We start from the raw sequence: 25,793 nt of genomic DNA on the forward strand, positions 1-25,793 counted from the left end.
GTCCATGGACATGGCCGCTCCCCCCATCGTCCCGGTATCCGGCGACACGGTTCCCCCCATCGGCGAATTGCTGCTGGCAAAGGGTCTGCTGACCGTGGCGCAGGTGGAGCGCGCCCTGGAACTGCAACGGCAGTGGAAGGTGCCGTTCGGCGATGTCGTCATCTCCCAGGGCATGGTCCGGCCGTGGGCGTTCTACCGCACGCTGGCCGACCGTTTCCGGCTGCCCTTCGTCGATCTGATGGCCGAAGGGCCGGAAGAGGGGCTGGCCGACAAGGCGCGGGTGGAGGATTACAGCCGCCTGCTGCTGCTGCCCTGGCGGAAGGACGGCGATGTGGTGACCGTCGTCACCGCCGATCCCGGCCCCAGGGCCATGCTGTTCGCGCGACAGACCTATGGCCCGCAGGTCAGGCTCGTCGTGACGTCCAAGTTCGACATCGTCTGGACCCTGCAGCGCCTGTTCGAGGAGGATTTCAGCCATCAGGCCGTGCACGCCCTGGCCGACATGGACCCGGCATCCAGCGCACGCACGGTCGTGACGCCGGGGCAGAGCGTCGTGCTCTATACCCTGCTGTCGCTTCTGCTGCTGGGGCTGGCGCTGGTGCCGATCGCCACGCTGATGCTGCTGAACATCGTGATGGCCGTGTTCTATCTGGGCAATTTCGTGCTGAAGACGATCCTGGTCTGGTACGGGTCGGATGCCGCGCACGTCGACCGCAAGGTGACAGATGCAGAGGTGGCGGCGCTGAAGGATGACGACCTGCCCACCTTCACGGTCCTGGTGCCCATGTACAAGGAACCGGAGGTGCTGCCCATCCTGGCGGCGGCGCTGCGGCGGCTGGACTATCCCATCGCCAAGCTGGACATCAAGCTGGTGCTGGAGGCCGGCGACCGGGAAACGATCGACGCCGCCAAGTCGCTGGGCCTTGAAGGCATCTTCGAGATCATCCGCGTTCCCGCCTCCAAGCCGCAGACCAAGCCCAAGGCCTGCAACTATGCCCTGCGCTTCGCCCGCGGCGAATATCTCGTCATCTTCGATGCCGAGGATCAGCCCGAGCCGGACCAGTTGAAGAAGGTCGTGGTCGCCTTCCGCAAGGCGCCGGCCAATACCGCCTGCATCCAGTGCCGGCTGAATTATTTCAATGCCAATGAGAATTGGCTGACCCGCATGTTCACGCTGGATTACTCGCTCTGGTTCGATTTCATGCTGGGGGGGCTGGAACGGCTGAACATCCCCATCCCGCTGGGCGGCACCTCCAACCATTTCAAGATGGATGTGCTGACCAAGCTGCACGCCTGGGACCCGTTCAACGTCACGGAAGATGCCGATCTGGGCGTGCGTCTGACCCAGAAGGGCTATCGCGTGGGCGTCGTCAATTCCACGACGTTCGAGGAGGCCAATGTCTCCATCCCCAACTGGGTCCGGCAGCGGTCGCGCTGGATCAAGGGTTATATGCAGACCTATCTGGTGCATATGCGCAATCCCCTGCATCTCTACCGGTCGGTCGGTGCCGGCGGTTTCTGGGGGTTCCAGTTCTTTATCGGCGGAACGATGCTGTCGGGCCTGCTGAACCCCGTCTTCTGGGGCTTCTACCTGCTGTGGCTGGCGATCGGCGGGACCTGGCTGGACCCGCTGTTCCCGACGGCCCTGCTCTATCTGTCGCTGTTCAACCTGCTGGCCGGCAACGGGCTGTTCACCTACATCTCCATCATCGCGCCCGTGAAGCGCGGCTGGACCAACCTGGCGCCCTGGGGCCTGACGGTGATCGGCTATTGGGCGCTGATGTCGGTTGCGGCCTACAAGGCGCTTTGGCAGCTTGTCAAGAACCCGTTCTATTGGGAAAAGACGCAGCACGGCCTGTCGCAGGCGACCAAGCAGGAAGTGGCCAAGGCGCTGGCCAGCATGGGGCAGTCATGAACGCCACCATTGTCAACGCCCCCATCGTCGCCACCACCGCTTCCCGGGATCCGGCCTTCCGGCCCATGCGCGATACGCGCGGCCGCGGTACGGTGCGGGCCTGGATGCTGCCGGTATCCATGGGCGTGCTGCTGCCGCTGGTCGGCCTGCTGGCCGCATGGCCGCTGGCCGCCGGCTGGCTGTCGCCCGATCTGGCGGACCGCTGGACCCGTGCGCTGCTGGCCACGGCGGATGTCGGCGCCTTCCGCGATCTGACGGGCACGGCCTATCCGTTGCTGCCGCTGGCGGCCGACATGCTGCTGGCCCTGCTGCCGGGGCTGGGTGGCATGCCGCCGCCGCTGCTGGTCAATGTGCTGGCCGTCACCCTGGCCGCAGGGCTTTGGGTGCGGATGATGGCGGCGGGCGGGCATGGGTTCGCCTGGGCGGTGATCACGGCGGGGCTGCTGCTGCTTCAACCGGCCCTCGCCCTGTCCGTGGCCGGGGGCGGCCCCGCGGTGCCCGGGCTGCTGTTCTTCACGATCGTCGTGTCATCTGCCCTGCGGCTGCATCGGGCGGGAGAGGTGAACGCCATGATCGGCCTGGGCGTGGCCCTGGCGGGACTGGCTGTCACCGATGCGGCCGGTGCCTATATGGTGCTGGCCGCCATTCCCTTCCTGGCGCTGTTGCTGCCGCCGCGCATGGTGGCCACCTCTGCCTCGGGCAGCCTGCTGGTGGTGCTGTTCCCGCTGCTGTTCGCGGCGCTGGCCCTGTTCTATGTCAACTGGGTGTTCGGCGGCTCCCCCCTGGCCTTCGCCGCCGGGGTGGATGCCGCCATCCGGGGCGCGGCCGGGGATATTGGCGGCAGTCGCTGGCTGATGGGGCCGGGTGCCGGTTTCGGTGGTGCGCTGACGGCGGGGGCCGCGCTGTTGCTGCTATCGGGTCCGCTGCTGCTGGCCGGCATCGTGTTGGGGGATGCGGGGGCGCGGCGGGTCCTGGTCCTGCTGGCGGCCCTGCTGCTGGTGGCCATCGTCCTGGCCTCCGCCACGCGCTTCCTGGGGGATCCGGGGCGCGTGCTGGCCTATCTGCCGCCGGTCTGCGCCCTGGCGGCGGCCATTGCGGGCCGGCAACGCCTGCCCGGCGCGGCGGTCGCGGTGCTGGCCCTGGCCGGGCTGCTGGGCGGCTGGTGGGGGCAGGGCTGGTCCGGCGATGCACAGTCGGCCGGCTGGCGCGCGGCCCTGCATGGCCCCGTTCCGCAGCCCGATGAACGGGCGGGACAGGTGGCGCTGGGCCGTTTCCTGCGCCCGCTGGACGATGTCGCCATCGACGGGCTGACGGCCGGCGCCGCCGTGCCGGCGCGCGGCACGGCGCGGGGGCTGGTGCTGCCGTCCAACGACCGGTTGAAGGCCGATCTGATCACGGGCCGGCTGCGGTCGGCCCATCTGGCCCTGCGCGACCCGTCCTCTCCCGCCGGGGCACGGGACCGCATTGCCCAGGCCCGGCCCGGCCTATGGCTTGATGCGGGACCGGGGGCCCGTTTGCTATATGACCGGGATGGCTGGCGCGTCTGGCGCCTGGCCGACGGCGACGATATGTCTGGAGTGGTGAAATGATCCTGGTCGTCGACGATATGGAGGAGGTCCGCGAGCTGACCGCGGCGCAACTGGGCGCCTTCGGCTACGGCCCCATCGTCAAGGCGGGCAGCGCGGAGGAGGCGCTGGCCCTGCTGGAGGCCGAGCGCACCGACGGGGCGGAATCCCCGGTCGAGCTTGTGCTGATGGATATCATGCTGCCGGGCCTGGACGGGATCAGCGCCATATGCCTGATCAAGGAGAATCCGCGTCTGGCCGACATCCCCGTCATCACCATCTCCACGCTGGAGGATGAGGAGACGCTGAACGACGCCTTCATCGCCGGTGCCCTGGACTATCTGGTCAAGCCGGTGTCGGCCGTGGCGCTGCGTGCCCGCGTGCAGTCTGCGCTCCGGCTGCGGACCGAGGCGCGGCGCCGCCGCGCGCGGGAGGGCGAGCTGGCCGAGATGGTGGCCGACCGCCGTCATCGCCGCCCGGCCCGGCATGGGGACGAGGTCGGGCCCGGCTGGCCGGGGCTGTCGCAATATGTGCAGTTGCTGGCGCAAAGGGCCCGCCACCGCCATCCCGGCCCCGTGCTGCTGGCCGCCATCGATGATTACGGCCGGCTGGAGGAGCTCGACGGCGCCGATCCGGCAGCCGAGCTGACCCGCCGCATCATCGAACTGGCGGCGGCGCTGCCGGGCCGGATCGGCGACATCCTGATCATGGCCGGCGACGGGCGGCTGGCCATCCTGTTCGACAGCGACGATATGCGCACCGCCCAGGAAACGGCCCATAGGCTGACCGATCTGGTGGGGCGGGCCCGTATCCCGCATCCGCGATCCAATGCCGGCCCGCATATCAGCCTGTCCATCGGCCTGGGGCAGGGCGTGGATGCGGGTGCGCAGGCCAGCCGCGCCCTGGACATGGCCCGTGCCGAAGGCGGTGCCCGCATCGTCGACGGCACCAGGATGCGCGCGGGGGAGGAGACACCATGAGGCGCCATGTGTTCACCGCCGGCCTGCTGCTGTCACTGGCCCTGATGCCCGCCGCCGCCCTGGCCGGGGCCTGGCCGCAGGCGCCGGGCACGGTGGAGGTGATCGCCGGTTCCGCCTATTCGGTGTCCGACAGCGGTTTCGATGGTCGGGAGGGCGGCGCTTCGCCCAAATACCGCAAGCTTGAGGTGGCACCCCTCATTTCCTGGGGCTGGCGGCCCGATACGATACTCAGCCTGCAACCCGCCTGGCAATGGGTGAAGGCCGACCGGCCCGGTGGCGGGGCGGACAGCGGAGCGGGGCTGGCCGATGCGGAGATCGCCCTTCGCCAGGTGGTCTGGCGCGGCGATGGCGATGTCTTCTCCGTCCAGCCGTTGCTGCGGGTGCCGCTGGGCTATGACAATGACGACCAGCCGCCGCTGGGATCTGGCAAGGTGGATGCCGAACTGCGCGGCCTTTACGGATACGGATTCGATGGCGGGTTTCTGGATGCGCAGTTCGGCTGGCGCCAGCGGGGCGGTCCGGCCGCCGATGAACTGCGGTTGGACCTGACACTGGGCTGGCGGCCCGATGCCGACTGGCTGTTGCTCGCGCAATCCTTCAATGCCGTCAGCATCGGCGCGCCGGGGGCCGGTTACGGCGATGTCCGCCGCTACAAGATGCAATTGTCGGCCGTGCGCCGGCTGACTGACGATCTGGGCCTGCAGGTCGGCCTGTCAAAGGCGATCGGCGGTGAAAATGCCGGGGGCGAGCGCATGGCTTTGCTGGCATTATGGTGGCAGTTCGACAGCCGGTAGCAGAAAGGCGCTGGGCATGGCATTCCGGTCCACCGGCTATCGCCTGCTGACACTGAGGAACGTGATCGGCCTGACCATCGGGCTGATCTGCCTTGTCCTGACCCTGATCCGTGGCGTGCTGGTCGGGCGCGATGCCGAACAGCTTTTGCGGATGGAGGTGGGTCTGTCCCTGGCCGGGGTGGCAGAGAATGTCTCTGACAAGCTGAACGGCGATATGCAGGCCCGGGCCGACCAGGCGCAGGTCCTGTCGCGTCTTGACGATCTGGCCGATCCCGGTCGGGCACAGCGGCTGATCGACACGCTGATCACCTATGACCGCACGCTGGCCTGGGCCGGTGTCACCGACGCCGCGGGAAAGGTGATTGCCGGGGCCCGCGGCATCCTGGTGGGCCAGAACCTGTCCGAACGGCCCGTCTACCGCAATGGCATACACGGGCTGTTCCTGGGCGACGTGCATGAGGCCGTTCTGCTGGCCAAGCTGCTGCCCAACCCGACGGGGGAGCCGATGCGCTTCGTCGACGTGGCCGTGCCGGTGAAGGACCCGCAGGACCGGGTCCAGGGCGTGCTGGCCCTGCATTACAGCTGGTCGTGGGCCCAGCATGTGATCCGCCATTCCCTGTCGCCCATCCGCAGCCGCGAGGCGCTGGATGTGATCATGGTATCCAGCCAGGGCCATGTCTTGCTGGGGCCGGATGGGTTGATCGGCCAGCGCCTGTCGCTGCTCAGCCTGGTCGATGCCATCGACGGCAAGGTCGGCTGGCGGCTGGAAACCTGGCCCGATGGCCAAAGCTACGTGACCGGTTATGCCAGCGGCACGCGACAGCAGGTCATCGGCGGGCTGGGATGGACCGTGCTGGTGCGCCAGCCGGTGGAGATCGCCTATCGCCCCGCCGCTGCCATGCGCTGGAAGGTCCTGTGGTCCGGCCTGCTGCTGGCCGGGCTGTTCGGCGGGTTCGGCTGGCTGGCGGCCCATTTCATCACCAGCCCCATCCGGGCCATCGCCGTGGCCGCACGGCGGATCAGCAAGGGTGTGCCCGATGCCACCATCCCCGAGGTGGGCGGCGCACGTGAAATCCACATGCTGTCGCGCGTGCTGCGGGAACTGGTATCCGGCCTGCGGGCCTCCAGCCGCGCGCTGGTGGCCACCAACGCCGCGTTGGAGCGCGCGGAGAACATCGCCTATCACGACCGGCTGACGGCCCTGCCCAACCGGCATTTCTTCGAGCAATATCTGGACATCGCCTTGTCGCGGGCCCAGCGGCAGGGCGATATGGCGGCCCTGCTCTATCTTGACCTGGACGGGTTCAAGCCCGTGAACGACCGGTACGGCCATGATGCGGGGGACGAGGTGCTTCGCCAGATCGGCCAGCGCCTGGCCGAAAGCCTGCGGCCGGAGGATGTGGCGGCCCGTATCGGCGGGGACGAGTTCGCCTGCATCCTTGTCCTGCCCCGCGAGGAGGAGGACAGGGTCATGGAGGTGGCCCAGCGTCTGGTCGCTGCCATCAATGAACCGATCGACATCCTGGAAGGGCAGGTCCGGGTGGGGACCAGCATCGGTGTCGCGCTGTGGCCCGATCATGGACAAACCATGGCCGAGGTGCTGAAGCGCGCCGACGGGGCCATGTACCGGGCCAAGCAGCAGGGCAGGAATCGCGTGGCCTTCCACCTGCCCCCGCTTGTGGTGCCCGGCTGAACAGGCCGGAATGTCTCCCGGAACCGGCCGGCGGCATGGACAGCAACGCCCCTGATCGGGAATGATCGGGGCCTTTGCGCCGTCCGGGTCCCCGGCCGCCGGTAGAAGGGCTTGCCATGACGATCGAACTTTCCCTGGTCCTCTGCCTTCTGGCCGTGGCCGTCATCCTGTTCGCGCGCGGCCGCCCGCCCATGGATGCCGTGGCCCTGATCGTCATCGCGGCCCTGCCTTTGACGGGGGTGATCACGGTGCCCGAGGCGCTGGCCGGCTTCGCCGATCCCAATGTCATCCTGATCGCGGCCCTGTTCGTCATCGGCGATGCGCTGGTGCGGACCGGCATCGCCCAATGGCTGGGCGACCGGCTGGCGGCGGGGGCCGGGTCCAGCGAGGCACGGCTGATCATCTTTCTGATGCTGGCGGCGGCGGGTTTGGGTTCCTTCATGAGTTCCACGGGTGTTGTGGCCATCTTCATCCCCATCGTGCTGCGCATCGCGCGCACGGCGAACCTGCCGCCCGGACGGCTGATGATGCCGCTGTCCACAGCCGCCCTGATCAGCGGCATGATGACCCTGGTGGCCACGGCGCCCAACATGGTGATCAGTTCCGAACTGGTGCGCCGCGGCTATGAGGGTTTCGGCTTCTTCGCCTTCACACCTTTCGGCCTGCCCATCCTGATGCTGGCCATCCTTTACATGCTGGCCGTGCGCGGCCGGCTGGCCGGCAAGGCCGAACTGCCACCGCCACGGCCGGGCATCCGCGACTGGGTGCGCAATTACGCGCTGGCCGGGCGGGAGGTGCGGCTGCGGCTGGTGCCCGGTTCCGATCTGGCCGGCAAGCCGCTGGAAACCCTGGACCTGCGGGCCTCGGCCGGGGTGAACATCGTCGCGATCGAGCGGCAGGGCCGCCTGCGACGCGAACTGATCCGGCCCGAAGCGCAGACCGAGCTGCGCGCCGGCGATATCCTGCTGCTGGACATCATCGGCAGCCAGTTCGATGCCGACGCCTTTCGCGACCGGCACAGGCTGGAGGAATTGCCGCTCGACCCCGCCTTCTTCACCGACCGCATGCAGCAGTTCGGCATGGCGGAGGTGATCGTGCCGTCCGGGTCGTCGCTGGCCGGCCGCACGCCGATGGAATCACGCTTCCGTTCCGTCCATGATCTGGCCGTGATCGGGGTGCGCCGGGGCAATGACCCGCTGGAAGGCGTGGCCGCGCAGCAGCGTATCGCCGTGGGCGACACGCTGCTGCTGGCCGGGCCCTGGCGCGCCGTGCGGCGCCTGGGTGAACAGCGGCGCGACATGATCCTGCTGGACCTGCCGGAAGAGGCCGACGATTACGCGCCCAAGCGGTCGCGGGCGCCGCACACGCTGGCCGTGCTGCTGGCCGTGATCGTCGCCATGGCCACCGGCGTGCTGCCCAATGTGCAGGTGGCGCTGCTGGGGTGCCTGGCCCTGGGGCTCCTGGGCTGTGTCGACATGGTTTCCGCCTATCGGTCGATCCATTGGCAGACGCTGATCCTGATCGCCGGCATGCTGCCCTTCGCCCTGGCCCTGGAAAGGACGGGCGGGGTGGGCATGGCGGCACAGGCCCTGGTATCGATGCTGGGGGAGGCGCATCCGCGCATGATTCTGGCCGTCATCTTCGCCGCCACCGCCATCCTGGGGCTGTTCATTTCCAACACGGCGACGGCCGTGCTGATGGGGCCCGTGGCCCTGACCATCGCCGAAACCCTGGGCCATTCGCCCATGCCGTTCGCCATGACGGTGGCGTTGGGCGCGTCGGCCGCCTTCATGACGCCTGTCTCCTCGCCCGTGAACACGCTGGTCGTGGGGCCGGGCGGCTACCGGTTCGGGGATTTCGTGCGCATCGGCGTGCCGTTCGCCATGGTCACGCTGGTGGTCGCTGTGCTGCTGGTGCCGGTGTTCCTGCCGTTCTGAGCAGGCCACCGGCCCGCAGACAAAAACCCGGCCGTCCACAATGGACGGCCGGGCAGTTCGGGAGATGCCTCGACAATACCAGATCCTGGTGAGTGCAACTCACCGGGATCTGGTACAAGGGGAGAAAAAGCCCCGGTCATACCAACTTGCGATGAGTGGAACTCATCGCAAGTTGGTCCGGCGGTGACTGCCACAGCACCGCTCATGCGGCGCGCCCGAGCCAACGAATGTTGGCGCCGGCGATTGAGGGCGATGATCAGAACCTTAATTGGTTCTGATCATCGCAAAATAGTATCAGTAGGAGAAGCGGACCCCGCCGAAGAAGCGGCGACCATTCTTGTAGGCGGCAAACGGGACATCCCGGTTGCCGACATACTGGTACTGCGTTTCGTCCAGCAGGTTCTGCGCCTGGGCCGTCAAGGCGATCTGTTCGGTCAGGTTGAAGGTCAGCGAGGCGTCCAGCTGGTTATAGCTGTCATTGATCACCGCCGTGGCCCGGTTGACCTCGCGGAAATACTTGGAGCGGTAGCTGTAGGTCACCCGCGCGCTGATCAGGTCGTCCTCGTAATAGGGCGTCAGCGTGAAGGAATGCTTCGAACTGAACGGCAGGGCCACCGAGGCATCGGCCGTCTCGCTGTCGGCGAAGGTGTAGGAGGCTTCGACGCCAAAATTCCCGTACACATCACCGCGATAGGCCAGTTCGAAGCCCTTGATCTCCGCCGACCCGCCATTGCGCGGCCGGCTGACCTCGAACGGCTGCGGAACCGTGGTGCCACCCGGATTGGTCAGCGGGTTGGTGTCGGTGTTGATCAGCATCTCCGTGCTGGTGGCGCGGTAGATGTAGTTGGCGATGTCCTTGTAGAACACGGTCGCCGACACCAGCGACACCTTGTCGAGATAATATTCGATCGAGGCATCGAAGGCGTTGGCGCGGTACGGGTCCAGGTCCGGGTTGCCGCCATTGGCCGTGCGCAGCGTGTTGTTGGTTTCCAGGAAGGTCGACAGATCGGCATAGTTGGCACGGGCCAGCACACGCGACCCGGACAGGCGCAGCACCGTGCTGCTGTCCAGATCGAAGGTCAGGTTGATGCTGGGCAGGAAGTCGTCATAGGACTTCTTCAGCTTTATCAGTTCAATCTGGGTCTCCGGAACGATGGGCGGGCCGAACTGGCCGCCCAGCGTGTCACGCCGTCCTTGCGAAGTCTGATCGGTATGGACGTAGCGCAGGCCGGCATTGCCACGGAAGCCCTCGGTCTGGAAATTGAGTTGCGTATAGGCGGCCCAGATATCCTCCGACACGGCGAACTGCGACGGCAGATAGTCGAAATAGCTGGCATCGACATATCCGGCCGCGGGTCGGCCCATGAACCAGTCCTTCAGCTTGTCCGCGCTGATGGTGTTCCAGTTCTTCATCGTGTCGTTGACATTGATGCCGTCCAGATAGCCTGACGGCGTGCTGCCGCCGACGAAGCCGTCCACCGGCGTGGCGGCACCGTTGACCCGACGCAGTCTGGCATCCTGGGTCGTCTCGTGGGTGCGGTACTTGGCACCGAACCGTATCGCCGACAAGAGGCCCCATTCGACATCGCGCGTGAAGTCGGCTTGGGCATAGGTCTCTTCATCGGACGTCGGCTGCTGACGCAACTGGGCAAAGCCCAGCGTCGTCGCCTGGTTGCTGGTGGACGGAATTTGCGGTGTGACCGCGGCCAGACCGTTGGCGCCGGAAATATCGAAGCTGTAGCCGGTGAGTTGCTCGAACTCTCCGAAATATTGCTGCTTGGTGCCGCCCGTGGACTTGGTGTAGCCGCCCTGGAAGCTGGCCTTCAGCATGTCACCCGTATAGTCCAGCTTCAGGTCGGCGGCATAGGTCTCGATGGTGCTTTCACGCGCGATGGCGTCCAGCAGCATCAGGCCTGCGGTGTCGGTACCGGCATTGCTGTAGGAACCGCCGACGACCACACCATCCCGCACGACGGGATTGTTGGGCGTCCCCCGGAAATTGTTGAAATAGTACCGGCTCTGGTTGAGGTTGTCGTAGGTGCCCTTGACGTAAAGGCCGGTGGCGTTGATTTCCAGATTGTCGCTGGGCCTGGCCTGGATGGCCAGCGTGCCGCCCGTGCGCTCGCGCTTCTGTTCGAACAGGGCCGAATTGATCACGTTCGGCATGATGGCCGTGGAGCCGTCGGGCAGTGTCACCGTGGGATAGCCCAGGCTTTCGAAGCCGTCGCGGCGGATCTTCTGTTCCTGGTGGGTGACCGATGCCAGGATGCCGAAGGTCGATGCCTCATTGGCCCAGGAAATCAGGCCCGAGGCGTTCGGCGATCCCTTCTCCGACCGGTCATTGTAGCCATATTCCAGCGAGGCGTTCAGGGTCAGCGGGTCCAGGTCCAGCGGACGGCGGGTATGCAGGATGACGGTGCCGCCGATCGACCCCTCGTCGATGCGCGCCTCCGGCGACTTGTACACTTCCAGCTGCCCGACAACCTCGGGCGCCAGCATGGCATAGTTGAAGGTGCGGCCCGGTGCATCCAGGATGAACCAGTCGGTCGATGCCACCGTCTGCCCGTTCAGCAGGGTGCGGTTGAGCGCCGGATCGGTGCCGCGGATGGCCACGCGCTCGCCCTCGCCGAAATCGCGGTCGACCTGCACGCCGGGCAGATGCGACAGGGACTCGGCGACGTTCTTGTCGGGGAACTTGCCGATATCCTCCGCTGAGATGGCATCGACGATGGCGTCGGCGAAACGCTTGGTGTTCAGCGACTGCACCAGGCTGGCGCGGATGCCCGTGACGACGATCTCGTCCAGTGTGTCCTGCGATGCCGGCGCGCCCTGCGCCTGGGCCGTCGCGGCGACCGCCATCATGGCGATCGCGCTGACCGTGCCGCGCATGAGCATTTTCTTGAACTGCATGACCTGTGCCTCCTCGTAAGCCCTGTTCCCCTTGGTGTGTCTTTGCGTTGCCGCTGACACATTTCCGTTGCGGGTGGCCCGAACGCTTGCGGGTCCGTCCCGGCTGGCGGGCTTCAGGAAAGCGGAATGCGGGATTTCCGAAAGGCTGGTTCCGGCAGAACGCCGAAAATGACGGAAAAAGACGGAATTTTGTTTCCGAATATGGGTTGGAACTGTAACATTACATTGTCTCTATTGGAGTCGGCCGTCATTTTCCTTAACCGGTGACCTTATACCAGATCCCGGTGAGAGCAACTCACCGGGATCTGGTACGGCGGCGACCGCCGCCGCGCCGCACATGCGGCGTCGCCAAGCAACTGTTTTCATGCGGCGTAAGTTCTCTGATCGCGGATGATGGCATTGGCGAGGACGACGATCTTTCGCATGATGGCAACGAGGGCAACCTTTGGCTTCTTTCCAGCGGCGATGAGTTTTTTATAGAAGGCGGCCAAGGGTGGATTTCGCCGACTGGCGACGACGGCAGCCATGTAAAGGACGGTTCGGACAACGGGCCTTCCACCGTAGATGCTGCGCGGGCCATCGCGTTTGCCGCTCTGGTTATCCATCGGGGCAACGCCGGCCAGGGCGGCGACCTGATGTCGTGTCAGTGTGCCCAACTCCGGCATATGGGCCAGCAGGGTGGCCGCCAGCACCGGCCCGACAGCAGGAATGGACTGGAGCAGGTTGTCGTTGACCTTCAAGGTTTTGGATGCCGCGATCTGCTCGGCAATGCGCTTGTCGAGGCGCAGGATCAGCAGGGCGATGGCATCCAGGCGCCGCTTGGCCAAGCGGCGCAGTTCCGGATCCGCCAGGGTCTGGGCCTGGTTCCTGACCATGGTCTGCTCGTCGAGCAACTGGCGCCGGTAGGTGGCCAGTTCCGCCAGGACCTCCCGTTCCGGATCGGGTTGGTAGGCGGCTCCGGGGATCGCCTGGGCATAGGCGGCGATCATCCGGGCATCCAGCCGGTCATTCTTGGCCCAGCGTCCATGCGCCCTGGCAAAATGCCGGACCTTGCGAGGATCGACGAGGCGGACGGGAATGCCGGCTTTCGATAAAGCCTCCATGACCGGCCGCTCATAGCCACCACTGGCTTCCAGGACGACCTGCACGGCGCGCTTGCCACACCGTCGCCGAAGGAGACTGTAACCAGCCTCGGCATTCTCGACTTGGAAAGCCTCTCCTGTCTCGGCATCCAACCCGTCCAGACGGGCCTTGCTGACGTCCAGGGCGATGATAAAGTCCTGTTGTGCCATCTTCATACTCCCTGCCTTGCACGTACGGGGCTGCAACCCCAGCAACTGTTCGGGTCAATGAAGGGGCCGACCGGAGAACCATGCTTGGCTACGGTGTATGATCTACCTTTCCACGGAGCGGTCTTCCGGACGGATCGCCGGCCGGGGCATGCCCCGGCCGGCGATCACACATCTTACTGACATTTCGAAAACACAAGCCCACGGATGTGGGCGCCGGCGAGTGAGGCCGGTGATCGGTTGCGATCGCCGGGACTTATTAACCGGTGACAAGGGGCGGTGGATGCAGGGAACCGGCGGCCGATGCGGGCTGATCGATGGGGCCGATCGGCCGGCAGACGGGGTTTCAGACCCGTTCGGCCTGGCGCAGATGCTGTTTCAGCCGGCCCAGCGCCGCGGCCAGCGCCTCGCGCTCTGCCGGGGGATCGCCGCAATGGCGCAGGACATATTCGGCCGTGCGCACCACGTCGCGCCAGCGGGGATTGCGCGGCAGGGTTTCCACCAGCAGATACTTGTCCAGTGTGCGTGTCTGAAGCGAAGACCGGTCCATATAGACGCGCCAGAGCCCGCTTTCCTCCGCCAGTTCGATCTTCCCCTTGCGCTTGGCCTTCTGCCAGTAATCCAGCGCCAGCGTCATGACATCGACCAGACACCGCCGGTAATCCTCATCGGTGTCCAGGGCGGCGGCGGGTTCCGCTTCATCTCCATGCTCGTGGCTGCCATGGTCGTGGGGGTCGCCATCCTCCGCCGTGCCGGCATCGGACATGGGGTCCGGTTCCGGCGCCGGGACTGGCATGGAAAGGGGCGGCGCCACGTCCAGTGGGGCCGATGGCCCGATGGGCAGCGTGACCGCCGGCCCGGCAGCGCCGCCGGGCCGGCGGGCCGGCGAGGGGTCGGCCCGCAAGGCGCGCAGGAACAGCAGGACAGCCCCGGCCCCGGCCAGCAGCAACAGCCATTTCACATAGTTCAGCCCGCCGGCCAGCGTCGCGGTATCCGTCAACAGCACATAGCGCCAGCCGCTGTCGGGCAGTCCCGCCGGTTCCTGCCGCGTCCAGCCCTTCATCTCTGTGGCGGCGGGGGCGGTGGTCACCATGTTGCCGGCGGGGTCCAGCAGCGCGAAGCCGATGCCGGGCTGTGCCAGCAGGGCCAGCCGTTCCTGCACCCGTGCGACGGGCATGCGGAAGATGACGACGCCTTCCACCGTGCCGTGGCGCACCACGGGCCGGCCCAGCAGCATCCCGTGCGACGGGTCGAGCGGTAGCGGCTGGGTCAGCACCATCACCTGTTCGGCCACCGGCGCCTGCTGGATGCGGGCCATCACCTCACGGAACAGCGTGCCCAGCGCGCCGTCGCGCTGCCGCGGGGCCGACAGGTCGACACCGAAGGACGCATCCTTGCGCAGGCTGTAGACGACGCGGCCGAACCGGTCGATCAGGTAGAGATCATCGAAGACGGTGGAGGATAGCAGGTCGCGGAAGCTGGCGTGAAAACGGTCATGCACGGCGGCATAGGGCGTCATCGCCGCCGGCATGTCGGCGGGGGACGCATCGCCCGGCGGATAGGTGGAGCGCAGCAGGGCCGCGGCGCGTTCCGGATCGGGGGAGATCTGCTGAAACGCCGAGGCGAAGCCGTAATAACGCCCCACCGAATAGCCGATGAAACTGGTTGACGCGAAGGCGGAGCTTTGGTCGCGTACATTGCGGACCAGCGTGTCCAACTCGCGTTCAACGGCGCGGCCGGCATTGTCGACCTGAATATCGACCGTGTCATCCACGGCCACGGACAGGAAGAACAGCGACAGGACCAGCACCAGGACAAGGGGGCCGCCACGTTTCAGGGCTGCGATTACATCCGGTCTGGACAATCCCACCTTCCCTTGCCCCCATGCCGTCTTTTCATGCGCCTTTCCGCACTGCGCCTGTGGTGCTGTCATGGGCGCGTGCGGTGCTGTTATGGTTTCAATCGGCGCAACCGGAACTATCCATGATAATCCCCGCAGACGGGTGCCACCATACCGTCAATATCGTTGATCCGGCAAGGAGCGCTTGAACCGTTCCGCGGCCCGGATCAAGGCTTTCGCCCCGGCAAGGCATTCGCGCAACAGTCGCGGCTCAATACCCCCTGCCATCCGGAGTTCCCACTTCCAAGGCGAAGGCATCATGGCACATTCCGCCCCGTCGCGGCCGCTGGCCGTCATTTTCGGCACACCCGATCCCGTCCTGTCGGCCGATCAGCGGGCGTTCTTCCGCGATGCCGACCCGCTGGGCCTGATCCTGTTCAAGCGGAATTGCGAAAGCCCCGATCAGGTGCGCCGTCTGTGCGGGGATTTCCGCGATGCCGTGGGCCGCACCGACGCCCCCGTCCTGATCGATTTCGAAGGCGGGGAGCATCAGCGCATGGAACCGCCGGTCTGGCCGGCCTTTCCGGCACCGGCCGCCTTTGGCCGGCTTTACGCCGGGGATGCGCTGGCGGGGCTGCGCGCGGCGCGCCTGAACGGCGCGGCCATCGGCACGCTGCTGCGCCGGCATGGGGTGACGGTCGATTGTGCGCCGCTGGCCGACGTGCCCGTGGCCGGGGCCGACCCGGTGATCGGTGAGCGGGCCTTCGGGACAGACCCGGAGGTGGTGACCGTCCTGGCCCGGGCCTTCATGGACGGCATGGCGTCGGTCGGTGTCACGCCCATCATTAAGCATATTCCCGGCCATGGCCGTGCCCTGGTGGACAGCCACAAGGACAGGCCCGTCGTGGATACCGGCCTGGACATGCTGGACTGCACCGACTTCCTGCCGTTCGCGCGCCTGAACCGCACGGCCCCCTGGGCCATGGTGGCCCACGTGGTCTACAGCGCGGTGGATGCGGCCAACCCGGCCAGCATTTCCCGCGATGTGGTGCAGACGATCATCCGCGAGCGCATCGGATTTGACGGCGTCCTGATCTCCGACTGCATCTATATGGAAAGCCTGGGCGGAACGCTGGCTGAACGCGCCGCCGCGGTGCAGGGGGCAGGCGTGGACATCGTGCTGTCCAGTCATGGGGATGTGGATGAATGGATCCCCATCGCGGCGGCGGTGAAGCCCCTGGGCCACGCGGCGGCGGCGCGCCTGGCCCGCCCGCTGCCACCGGCCGGCGCCATGGTGGATGTGGAGGCGACGTTGCTTGAAATCCGGATGCTGCTGGAGGCGGCCTGACCGGGCGGACCACCCCGGGAGCTGTTCCCCGCATGGACGGGATTGTTCAGGCGCAGTGGCGACGGGGTAATTATCCGTCCTTCTACAGTCAAAAACCTGCCGATAATGGCGGTGAACGACGAAATCAACGAAGTTGGGTGTAGCACTGCCGGGTATGTCTGCCCGACAGTCGGGGCCACGGATCAGGCCAGACAAGCCAGCAAGGCGCCGGCCGGCATGACAGGGAAGTACGGGATGAAGATTGTGCGCAACCTTGCCGCGCTTGCGGCCCTGCTGCCGGCCATGGCGGCACCGGTGCCGGTGCTGGCCCAGGCGGCACCGCTGGAAAATCCGTCCACCATCACGGTGGTGGCCAATTTCTCCACGGGCTGGGTGCGCAACTTCAACCCCTACAACGAGACGACCCGGCTCTACAGTGCGCGTGAATTCGCCTATGAGCCGCTGATCATCTTCAACACCCTGCATAATGGCCGCCCGCATTACCGTCTGGCGACGGGCTATGATTTCTCCAAGGACCTGCTGCGGCTGACCTTCACCCTGCGCGATGGCGTGCAATGGTCCGACGGCCAGCCCTTCACGGCCGCCGACATCGTCTTCACCTATGAGATGCTGAGGCGGCACAAGGCGCTGGACACGCTGGACATCTGGGAACGGCTGGCGGCCGTGGAGGCGCCGGACGACCATACCGTGGTCTTCACGCTGAAGCGCGTGAACGCCAACAGCCTTTACGAGCTGGCCCGCATCCCCGTCGTGCCGCGCCATGTCTGGTCCAAGGTGGCGGACCCCGTCACCTTCACCAATCCGGACCCGGTGGGCACCGGTCCCATGACGCAGGTCCGGCGCTTCACCAACCAGCTTTATGTCCAGTGCCGCAACCCGCATTACTGGGATGCGGCCAGCCTGCGGATCGACTGCATGTCCTTTCCGCAGATCGGGAACAACGAACAGCTTCTGGCCGCTGCGCGCAATGGCAAGCTGGACTGGTTCGGCGCCTTCATGCCCGATATCGAGCGGACCTATGTCGCGGCCGACCCGGTGCATCACCGCTACTGGTTCCCGCCCGGCGGCACGGTGGCCGTGAACATCAATTTCGATGCGGGTGCGGCCGGCAACCGGGCCGCCTTCCGCAACGTGAATTTCCGCCGCGCCGTCAGCATGGCCGTGGACCGCCGCGCCATCGTGGACATCGCGGGCTACGGCTATCCCATCGTCAACGAATATGCCTCGGGGCTGGGCCGGCTCTATCAGGACTGGGTGAACCAGGATGCTGAACGGCAGTTCGGCCGATATGCCAAATATGACAAGGACGGCGCCCGCGCCCTGCTGGCCGAAAGCGGCTTTCGCGACGTGAATGGCGATGGCTATATCGAAACGCCGGACGGCAAGCCGATCCGCTTCGACATCCTGGCACCCAACGGCTGGACCGACTGGGTGAACAGCTCGCAACTCGTGGCGGAGGGGCTGAACGCCATCGGCATCGACGCCCGCGTGTCCACGCCTGAGCCGGCAAGCTGGGCGCAGAAACTGATCACCGGCGACTATGACATGGCCATCAACGGCTATTTCACGGGCGAGACGCCGCACCGCTCCTTCGACACCGGCTTCCATTCCCGCTTCGCCGGCAAGACGCGCAGCGCGCCGACCCGCTTCATTGATCCGGAACTGAACGCGGCACTGGACGCCTTCGTCGCCACCATCGACCCGGCCGAACAGCGCCGGGCCATGGACAAGGTGCAGATGATCCTGGCGGCCAACACCCCCTATGTGCCGCTGTTCAGCAACCCGATCTGGTACGAATACAATACGAAGCGTTTCAGGGGCTGGTTCAACGCCGACAATCCGGTGGCCCGGCCCGACGTGTTCGACGGCACGCCGGAAAGGCTGCTGCACCTGCTGGCACTGGAGCCCGTGGACCGCAGCGACTGATCCGGCCGGGCCGTCCGCCCGCCGCCGAACCCCTGACATCCGCCCTCATCGCCTATCTTCGGTTTCGGGAGAGGACCAACCATGGCCTTCCTTCTCCGCCGGATCGGATTCTATGTCGCCGCCTTCATCGTCGCCGCGACGTTCAATTTCCTGATCCCGCGCCTGATGCCCGGCAATCCGGTCGACATCATGTTCGCCCAGGCGGGCGGCACCCTGCCGCCGGAAGCCCTGACCGCGCTGAAGGAGACCTTCGGCTTCATCGACCAGCCCTGGCCGGCACAGTTCCTGGCCTATCTGAAAAGCGTCTTCACCTGGGACCTGGGCCTCTCGGTGAAGTTCCACCCGCTGACGGTGAACGAGGTGCTGTGGCGCGCCCTGCCCTGGACGCTGATGCTGGTGCTGACCTCGTCGCTGATCGCCTTCACCATCGGGTCGCTGGCCGGCATCCTGGCCGCCTGGCGGCGCGGCGGGCGGTTCGACAGCGTCGGCGCGCCGCTGGCGCTGATGATGCAGGCCATGCCGCCGCTGGTCACCTCGCTGCTGGCCCTGTTCCTGTTCGCCATCCACTGGCCGGTGTTCCCCACGGGCTATGCCTACGCGCCGGAGATCGATCCGGGCTTCAGCCTGGCCTTCATCGGGTCGGTCGCCCAGCATGCCTTCCTGCCCATCGTGACCATGGCGCTGGCCCAGGTCGGCGGCTACCTGATCACGATGCGCAACAGCATGATCAATCTGCTGGGCGAGGATTACATCGTGCTGGGCACGGCCAAGGGCCTGTCCGACCGGCGGCTGCGCATGGCCTATGCCGCCCGCAACGCGCTTCTGCCCACGGTGACCAGCTTTGCCATGACGCTGGGGGCGGCCTTCGGCGGGGCGCTGGTGACAGAGGTGGTCTTCAACTATCCGGGCCTGGGCTACACCCTGTTCCAGGGGATCATGGCCCGCGATTATCCGCTGATCCAGGGCCAGTTGCTGATCATGACGCTGGCCATGCTGACGGCCAATTTCATCGCCGACGTGCTTTACGTCGCGCTCGACCCGCGTCTCAGGAAGGGGTGAGCCCATGCGCGGCCTGCTGCAAACCCTGCTTGCCAACCGCAAGGCGGCCATCGGTGCCGCCATCGTGCTGGCCTTCGTCGTGCTGGCGCTGGCGGCCCCGCTGATCGCCCCGTTCGACATCAACCAGCGCGTGGCCACCCCGCACGAGCCGCCCGGCGCGGACCATGTGATGGGCGCCACCCGCATGGGCCGCGACGTGCTGTCCCAGACCATCCACGGCACGCAGACCAGCCTGCTGGTGGGGTTCGCCGCCGGGCTGCTGGTGACCGTCATCGGCACGGCGGTGGGTGTCACCGCCGGCTATTTCGGCGGCAAGGTGGACGAGGTGCTGAACCTGTTCACCAACATCTCGCTGGTGATCCCCAACCTGCCGCTGATGCTGGTGCTGGCCGCCTTCATCGGCCAGACGGGCCCCTTCGTCATCGCCACCATCATCGGGCTGACAAGCTGGGGCTGGGGCGCGCGCGTCACGCGCGCCCAGACCCTGTCGCTGCGCCAGCGCGACTATATCCTGGCGGCGGAGATGCTGGGCGAGCCGGCCTGGCGCATCATCATGGCCGAACTGCTGCCCAACCTCGTCTCCATCATCGGCTTCAACTTCATCGGTTCCGTCCTCTATGCCGTCATCACGGAGGCGACGCTGGAATTCCTGGGGCTGGGGGACCCGATGGTCGTGTCCTGGGGCACCATGCTTTATCATGCTCAATCCACCTCTGCCCTGCAGGTCGGGGCCTGGTGGGAAATGGCCGCCCCCTGTCTGGCGCTGGTGATCTTCGGGTCGGGCCTGTCGCTGGTGAATTTCGCCGTGGACGAGATCGCCAACCCCCGCCTGCGCACCCTGCGCGTGCCGGCGGGGGTGCTGGCCGGGCTGAAACGCAGCCATGCCCTTCAGGGCACCGGCGAAGGGGGGCGGACATGAATGATGCCATCCATCCCATGGCCCCCGTCGATCCCGGCACCGCCGTTCCCCCCGTTCTGCGGGTGCGCGATCTGTGTGTCGATTACGCCACGCCGAACGGGCTGGTCCGCGCCGTCAAAAACGTCAATTTCGACGTTATGCCCGGCGAAGTGCTTGGTCTGGCTGGAGAATCCGGTTCCGGCAAAAGCACGGTGGCCTTCGCCATCGCGCGCCTGCACCGGCCGCCGGCCTTCATCACCGGCGGGTCCATCCATCTTGCCGGCACCGATGTGCTGGCGCTGGACGACAGGGCCTTGCGGGCGTGGCGCTGGCGCGACCTGTCCGTCGTGCTGCAAAGCGCCATGAACGCGCTGAACCCCGTGCTGCGGGTGTCGGCCCAGTTCGCCGACATGTTCAGGGCGCACGGGTGCCGGGACAGGGCGGAGATCAGGGACCGCACGGCCGACCTGCTGGGCATGGTCGGCATCGGCGCGGACCGTATGGATGATTATCCGCACCAGTTCTCCGGCGGCATGCGCCAGCGCATCGTCATCGCCATGGCGCTGGCGCTGCGGCCCCGGCTGGTGGTGATGGACGAGCCGACCACGGCGCTGGACGTGGTGGTGCAGCGGGAACTGCTGGAGGAGGTGGCGGCCCTTCGCCACCGGCTGGGCTTCGCCGTCCTGTTCATCACCCACGACCTGGCATTGATGAGCCAGTTCTGCGACCGGGTCGGGGTCATGCTGCGGGGCGAGCTGATCGAACTGTCGACGCCGCAGGCCATGATCCAGGCGCCGCGGCAGGAATATACGGCCCGGCTCTGGGCCTCCATCCCGCCGCTGCACCCCCGGCCCGGCACATCCCCGGCCGGTATGCCCCCGGCCGGCACCAAGGAGACGATGCCATGAACGGCCTGCCCGAACCGGGGACCGCGCCCGTGCTGGAAACGCGCGGCCTGACCATGCGCTTTGGCTCCTTCACGGCCCTGGACGGGGCGGACCTGGCACTTTATCCCGGCCGTGCCCTGGCGCTGGTGGGGGAAAGCGGATCGGGGAAAAGCACCTGCGCCAAGCTTCTGACCCATGTGCTGACGGCAACGGGCGGCCATATCTTCCATGCCGGGCGGGAGGTCACCCGCCTGTCGGGGCGCAAGGCGCTGCTGGCCTACCGCTCGGCCGTGCAGATGGTGTTCCAGGACCCGTTCGCGGCGCTGAACCCCGCCCATGACGTCGGCCATCACCTGTCCAGGCCGCTGGCCCTGCACCGGCCGGACCTGGACGCGGCCGGCAGGCGGGCGGCGGTGGCCGGCCTGCTGCGCGCCGTGGACCTGGACCCGGCCGCCACCCTGCGTAAATTCCCGCATGAGATGAGCGGCGGCCAGCGCCAGCGCGTCAACCTGGCCCGGGCGCTGGCCGTGAACCCGTCGGTGATCATCGCCGACGAGCCGACATCCATGCTGGACGTGTCCATCCGCCTGTCGGTGCTGGACACGTTCCGCGACCTGAAGCGGGAACGCGGCATCGCCATGCTCTTCATCACCCACGACATCGCCACGGCCCGCTATGTGGCGGAGGAAACGGCTGTGATCTTCCGCGGCCGCATCGTGGAACGCGGCCCCACGGCCCAGGTGATCGACAATCCCCGCCACCCTTATACCCGCCTGCTGCTGGCGGCCGTGCCGGAGGTGGACTGCCCGTTCGGGGCCGGCCATAGCCTGGCCCCCCTGGCGGCACAGGTCCGTGAAAGCATCCAGGCACCCGGTACGCTGTGGGAGGTGTCGCCCGGCCATTGGGTGCGGCAGGCGGCGTGATGGCCCATTCCTGGCGCTTGTCCCGTGCGGGCGTCCGTCATTGGCGCCTGTCACTGAAGCCGGTCACTGGCGCCCGATGAACTGGCTGAGAAGCTGCATCGTCAGCAGCGGCTCGACGGCGGCGCGCACCCCTTCATCGGCGAACAGCACGGGCACGCGCGCGTCGCCCACCGTATGGCACCAGTCCTCCTTGTAATCATAGATGCCGCCGCCGAAGCAGAACAGCGCGCGTTCCGCGAAGGCGCGCCGGATCAGGTGCGCCATCAGCACCTTGGATGGGGAGAAACGGGCATAGGCAGGGTCGAAGGCCGCCATATGGTAGCTGTGCCGCCCCTTGTGCCGGAAATTCACGCAAAGCGCGATGGCTCGCCCATCCAGGCGCAGGCTGCACGCCTCCATCATGCCGGCCGGCTGCAGGCGCGTCATCAGGTGGGGCAGCAATTCACGCCATTCGGGCCGGGTCGCATAGAGATGGTTACCGCTGAACCGCCCCTCGCTGAGGGCGCATAGCCGGCGGGCCAGGCCGGCCGGGTCCTCTGTCATGTCCGGCGCGTGATAATCCAGCCGGCCCGCCTCGCGCAGGCGCCGCTCGCACCGTTCGGCATCCCGGATGGTGGATGTCTTCCGGCCGCGGCAATAATCCTGGAAGCTTTGCGCCCGGCCATCGATATGGCTGTAGGAGGTGATGCTCAACACCTTCATCTGCGCCGCCGGCATGGTCTCCAGCAGGGCGACATAGGTGGGGGATGTGGATTGCAGCGGACCCAGGAAAACGATTTCCACCCCCAGGGCCCGGAACAAAACCTCCTGCACCAGCGAGCGGGTGACCGCCGCGCCAGCGGTCATGCGCAGGGGAAATTCCATGAAGGGAAGATAGGCGACGCCGATGGGGCGGCAGGCACGGAAGGTCCGGCCCTCGACCGTGACCTGATACAGGGTCAGCGGATGGATCGCCACGATCGCCCCGCTTTCCGCCTCCCGGAAAACCACGATCAGCCAGCCGGGCTGGTTCTGAAAGGACAGATAGGCGTGGATATAGTCCCAGCTTGCATAGACCAGCGCATTATCGGCCAGTCCGCCGACGAAATGCTGCCAGTCCGTCCGGATCGCTTCCAGACCGGCCTGGGTGTTGATGACCTGTGCTTGCAGCTTCATTTCAGACGAACATGCCCTTGTGTCCTGTACCTGACCGGCCCCTTCCATGCCTGCGGCGGCACTCGGCGGGTCGCACGCAAGGGGGGCGGGGGCGGTCGCAACCCGGTATTACGCCTTTGTCCGGTCCGATCCAACCCCGCAAGGATGCCCGTTTCCCTGCCCGGCCGTCGCCCGCATGACTTTCGTCATGCACCGACTGTTCGGCTTGACCCGTGGAGTACCGGCGCGCCATGGTGGCCGAAATTTTGGCCTTCAGGATTTCCATGCCGACAGAACCAGCATCCCGGCGCTACATGCGGCACCAGTCGATATGGCTGGCGGATGATGGTTGGAGCGTGGAGGTGGTCGATCAGGCCCGGCTGCCGGCGGAATGGGTGACGCGGCGGCTCTGCTCGCCGGGGGATGTGCTGTCGGCCATGTCGGGGGAAGCCTGCAGGGACCGGGGCTGATCGCCGTGGCCGCCGCCTATGCATTGGCCCTGGCGGCGCGGCGTGACCCGGACATGGTGCCCGTGATGACGGCCTGGCATGCCCTGGCTGCCCTGGACCCGCGCTGCCCCCGCCTGCGCGGCGTGCTGGACCGGATGCGGGAGGTGCTGGACGTGACGCCGCCTGCCGACCGGTCGGTGCGCGCCTATGACGAAGCCAATGCCATCGCCATGGAAGATCTGGCCGCCAACCTGGCCATCGGGCGCCATGCCATGGGCCTGCTGCGCCGCATCGGGGCGGGCGGGGGCGGCGGACTGCCCCAGACGGTGCTGCTGCTGTCGGAACCGGGCTGGCTGTCGGGCGTGGGCTGGGGAACCGCGTCGGCGGGCCTGTTCCTGGCGCAGGAACAGGTGGATCTGCGCCAGGCCACGGGCGGCGTGCTGGGCGAGGATGTGGCCCCGCCGCATGTCGTCACCATCGGCCCGCTTGCCGCCTGGGAGATGGTGGAGGCCGGCATCCCGCACAGTCCCTGCGACATGGAAGGGGCGGCCGACCTGATCCGGCGGCAGGTGGTGGAACGGGTCCTGGTGGCGGCCCTGCGCGCCGTTCCGCGTGGTGACAGCCTGGTGCCGGCCGGCATGGGCGGCCTTGTCCGGCTGGCGCGGGCCGGCGGCATTCCCGTCCATGTCTGCCTGCCGGCCGCCGCCATCAACTGGCAGGGGCTGACCATGGCGCCGGTGCCGGGCCTGGACATCCTGCCCCTGTCGCTGATCGACGGTTTCGTGACGGACCGGGGCACCTGCCCGCCTGCCGTCGGTGCCCTGTCGGAACGGTTTCCCGACCATGAACCGGTCCATGGCACGGACACATCCGCCGCCAACGACGCCTGACCCCGACCCTGAAACACGCTTCATGCCAGGATCGACCGGTCGATCTCCGCCAGGCTGCGTGTGCCGGTCAGCGCCATGGCGACCTTCATTTCCCGGGCCATCAGGTCGAGCAGCAGCGAGACGCCGGCCCCGCCGCGCGCCGCCAGGGCATAGACCCAGGCGCGGCCCAGCAGCACGCCCCTGGCCCCCAGCGCCAGCATGCGCACCACATCCAGGCCGGAGCGCACGCCGCCATCGGCCAGGATGGTCAGCCGGTCGCCTACGGCGTCGGCAATGGAAGGCAGGGCGCGGGCCGAGGACAGCACGCCGTCGAGCTGGCGGCCGCCATGGTTGGACACGACGATGCCGTCGGCCCCGATCCCGGCCGCGGCCCTCGCATCCTCGGGGTCCAGGATGCCCTTGATGATCAGCGGGCCGTCCCAGCCCTGGCGGATCCATTCCAGATCGGACCAGCAGATGGACGGATCGAAGTTCGATGCCAGCCAGCCCATGTAATCGTTCATGCCGCTCTTGCGGCCCAGCACGGGTTCCAGGTTGCCCAGCCGGTGGGGGCGGCCGGCCAGGCCGACATCCCAGGCCCAGGCGGGCTTGAACATGGCCTGCGCGACGCGGCGCAGCGGGGCATAGGGGCCGGACATGCCGGAATGGGCATCGCGGTAGCGGGCCCCCGGCACGGGCATGTCGACCGTGAAGACCAGCGCCCTGGCCCCCTGGGCCTTGGCCGTGGCCAGCAGATCGCGCATGAAGCCGCGATCCCGGATGACATAGAGCTGGAACCATAACGGCCCGCCGGTGGCCCCCGCCACCTCGGCCAGCGAACAGATGGACACGGTGGACAGGCAGAAGGGGAGGCCCGCGGCATTGGCCGCGCGGGCAGCCTGCACTTCGCCCCGCCGGCGGTACATGCCGGAAATGCCAACCGGCCCCAGCGCCACGGGCATGGCCATGTCCTGACCGAACAATGTCGTTTTCAGCGAGATGTCGGACACGTCGCGCAACACGCGCTGGCGCAGGGCGATGCCGGCCAGATCGGACACGTTGCGGCGCATCGTCTCTTCCGCATAGGCGCCGCCATCGGCGTAATCGAAAAGGAAACGGGGAAGGCGGCGCCGCGCTGCCTCCCGGAAATCCAGCGTGGACGATATGATCATTCAGGCGGCTCCTGCTTCCCTTCAGGTGTTCGACCAGCGGCCATCAATGATATCGATCGGGCCCGCCGTAAAGCGGGAAAGGTTGCAGGCCGGACGAAGCGCCGGCCCGCGCGCCCATCCGCCGCCAGCTTTGCGTTCATATTGCCAGGGTGGCAACGCATGCGACGATGACGGACCGGCCCGGTTCCGGTATTGAAGCATCTCC

At 67.0% G+C, this 25,793-nt stretch carries 19 protein-coding genes; 14 read left to right on the forward strand and 5 right to left on the reverse strand.

Features of this window, described 5'->3' with window-relative positions:
- Window positions 1-10 precede the first annotated feature (10 nt).
- The 6 genes from ABC728_RS16760 (at window position 11) to ABC728_RS16785 (ending at window position 8,884) form a co-directional block, all read left to right on the forward strand.
- The gene (locus tag ABC728_RS16760) at window positions 11-1,915 is read left to right on the forward strand and encodes a glycosyltransferase family 2 protein (RefSeq protein WP_416619550.1); all 1,905 of its coding nucleotides are present in this window, start codon (window positions 11-13) and stop codon (window positions 1,913-1,915) included.
- Complete coding sequence (locus ABC728_RS16765) at window positions 1,912-3,504, forward strand: hypothetical protein (protein WP_416619551.1); 1,593 nt, start codon at window positions 1,912-1,914, stop codon at window positions 3,502-3,504. Before ABC728_RS16760 ends, ABC728_RS16765 begins: the two co-directional genes overlap by 4 nt.
- Complete coding sequence (locus ABC728_RS16770) at window positions 3,501-4,460, forward strand: response regulator (RefSeq protein ID WP_416619552.1); 960 nt, start codon at window positions 3,501-3,503, stop codon at window positions 4,458-4,460. Before ABC728_RS16765 ends, ABC728_RS16770 begins: the two co-directional genes overlap by 4 nt.
- Entirely contained in the window at window positions 4,457-5,254 is a 798-nt protein-coding gene (locus tag ABC728_RS16775; RefSeq protein ID WP_416619553.1) for a hypothetical protein, read from the forward strand. Before ABC728_RS16770 ends, ABC728_RS16775 begins: the two co-directional genes overlap by 4 nt.
- Window positions 5,255-5,270: 16 nt before the next feature.
- The gene (locus ABC728_RS16780; RefSeq protein WP_416619554.1) at window positions 5,271-6,947 is read left to right on the forward strand and encodes a diguanylate cyclase domain-containing protein; all 1,677 of its coding nucleotides are present in this window, start codon (window positions 5,271-5,273) and stop codon (window positions 6,945-6,947) included.
- 116 nt (window positions 6,948-7,063) lie between these two features.
- Window positions 7,064-8,884 (forward strand): SLC13 family permease, encoded by a 1,821-nt coding sequence (locus ABC728_RS16785; RefSeq protein WP_416619555.1) that lies wholly within the window; start codon window positions 7,064-7,066, stop codon window positions 8,882-8,884.
- 294 nt (window positions 8,885-9,178) lie between these two features.
- Here the strand turns inward: ABC728_RS16785 and ABC728_RS16790 are convergent, their stop codons facing one another.
- The 3 genes from ABC728_RS16790 to ABC728_RS16800 all read right to left on the reverse strand — a co-directional run bounded on the left by ABC728_RS16790 (window position 9,179) and on the right by ABC728_RS16800 (window position 14,947).
- Window positions 9,179-11,794: a TonB-dependent receptor gene (locus tag ABC728_RS16790; protein WP_416619556.1), complete on the reverse strand. Its 2,616-nt coding sequence runs from the start codon at window positions 11,792-11,794 to the stop codon at window positions 9,179-9,181.
- Window positions 11,795-12,156: 362 nt separating this feature from the next.
- A complete protein-coding gene (locus ABC728_RS16795) occupies window positions 12,157-13,092 on the reverse strand; it encodes an IS110 family transposase (RefSeq protein ID WP_445376268.1) in 936 nt (311 codons plus the stop codon).
- Between the two features lie 337 nt (window positions 13,093-13,429).
- Complete coding sequence (locus tag ABC728_RS16800; protein ID WP_416621751.1) at window positions 13,430-14,947, reverse strand: hypothetical protein; 1,518 nt, start codon at window positions 14,945-14,947, stop codon at window positions 13,430-13,432.
- Window positions 14,948-15,242: 295 nt separating this feature from the next.
- Between ABC728_RS16800 and ABC728_RS16805 the strand changes: the two genes are divergently transcribed.
- The 6 genes from ABC728_RS16805 to ABC728_RS16830 all read left to right on the forward strand — a co-directional run bounded on the left by ABC728_RS16805 (window position 15,243) and on the right by ABC728_RS16830 (window position 21,964).
- Window positions 15,243-16,271, forward strand: coding sequence for a glycoside hydrolase family 3 N-terminal domain-containing protein (locus ABC728_RS16805; RefSeq protein ID WP_416621750.1), 1,029 nt, complete (start codon window positions 15,243-15,245; stop codon window positions 16,269-16,271).
- 234 nt (window positions 16,272-16,505) lie between these two features.
- Window positions 16,506-18,197, forward strand: a complete 1,692-nt coding sequence (locus ABC728_RS16810; RefSeq protein WP_416621749.1) for an ABC transporter substrate-binding protein — start codon at window positions 16,506-16,508, stop codon at window positions 18,195-18,197.
- Window positions 18,198-18,278: 81 nt separating this feature from the next.
- A complete protein-coding gene (locus ABC728_RS16815; protein WP_416621748.1) occupies window positions 18,279-19,256 on the forward strand; it encodes an ABC transporter permease in 978 nt (325 codons plus the stop codon).
- A gap of 4 nt (window positions 19,257-19,260) precedes the next feature.
- Window positions 19,261-20,175, forward strand: coding sequence for an ABC transporter permease (locus ABC728_RS16820; protein WP_416621747.1), 915 nt, complete (start codon window positions 19,261-19,263; stop codon window positions 20,173-20,175).
- A complete protein-coding gene (locus ABC728_RS16825) occupies window positions 20,172-21,062 on the forward strand; it encodes an ABC transporter ATP-binding protein (protein WP_416621746.1) in 891 nt (296 codons plus the stop codon). Before ABC728_RS16820 ends, ABC728_RS16825 begins: the two co-directional genes overlap by 4 nt.
- A complete protein-coding gene (locus ABC728_RS16830; protein WP_416621745.1) occupies window positions 21,059-21,964 on the forward strand; it encodes an ABC transporter ATP-binding protein in 906 nt (301 codons plus the stop codon). The genes ABC728_RS16825 and ABC728_RS16830 overlap by 4 nt, the downstream gene beginning before the upstream one ends.
- A 63-nt stretch (window positions 21,965-22,027) precedes the next feature.
- Here the strand turns inward: ABC728_RS16830 and ABC728_RS16835 are convergent, their stop codons facing one another.
- Window positions 22,028-23,119, reverse strand: a complete 1,092-nt coding sequence (locus ABC728_RS16835) for a GNAT family N-acetyltransferase (protein WP_416621744.1) — start codon at window positions 23,117-23,119, stop codon at window positions 22,028-22,030.
- A 263-nt stretch (window positions 23,120-23,382) separates the two neighbouring features.
- Between ABC728_RS16835 and ABC728_RS16840 the strand changes: the two genes are divergently transcribed.
- Both ABC728_RS16840 and ABC728_RS16845 read left to right on the forward strand, forming a co-directional pair.
- The gene (locus ABC728_RS16840) at window positions 23,383-23,568 is read left to right on the forward strand and encodes a hypothetical protein (protein WP_445376617.1); all 186 of its coding nucleotides are present in this window, start codon (window positions 23,383-23,385) and stop codon (window positions 23,566-23,568) included.
- Between the two features lie 5 nt (window positions 23,569-23,573).
- On the forward strand, window positions 23,574-24,437 hold the full coding sequence (locus ABC728_RS16845) for a hypothetical protein (protein WP_445376618.1): 864 nt from the start codon (window positions 23,574-23,576) through the stop codon (window positions 24,435-24,437).
- Window positions 24,438-24,457: 20 nt separating this feature from the next.
- On the opposite strand, the gene lldD is transcribed toward ABC728_RS16845, so the two are convergent.
- Complete coding sequence (gene lldD / locus ABC728_RS16850) at window positions 24,458-25,588, reverse strand: FMN-dependent L-lactate dehydrogenase LldD (protein ID WP_416621742.1); 1,131 nt, start codon at window positions 25,586-25,588, stop codon at window positions 24,458-24,460.
- Window positions 25,589-25,793 lie beyond the last annotated feature (205 nt).

This window comes from Niveispirillum fermenti, from assembly GCF_052474395.1.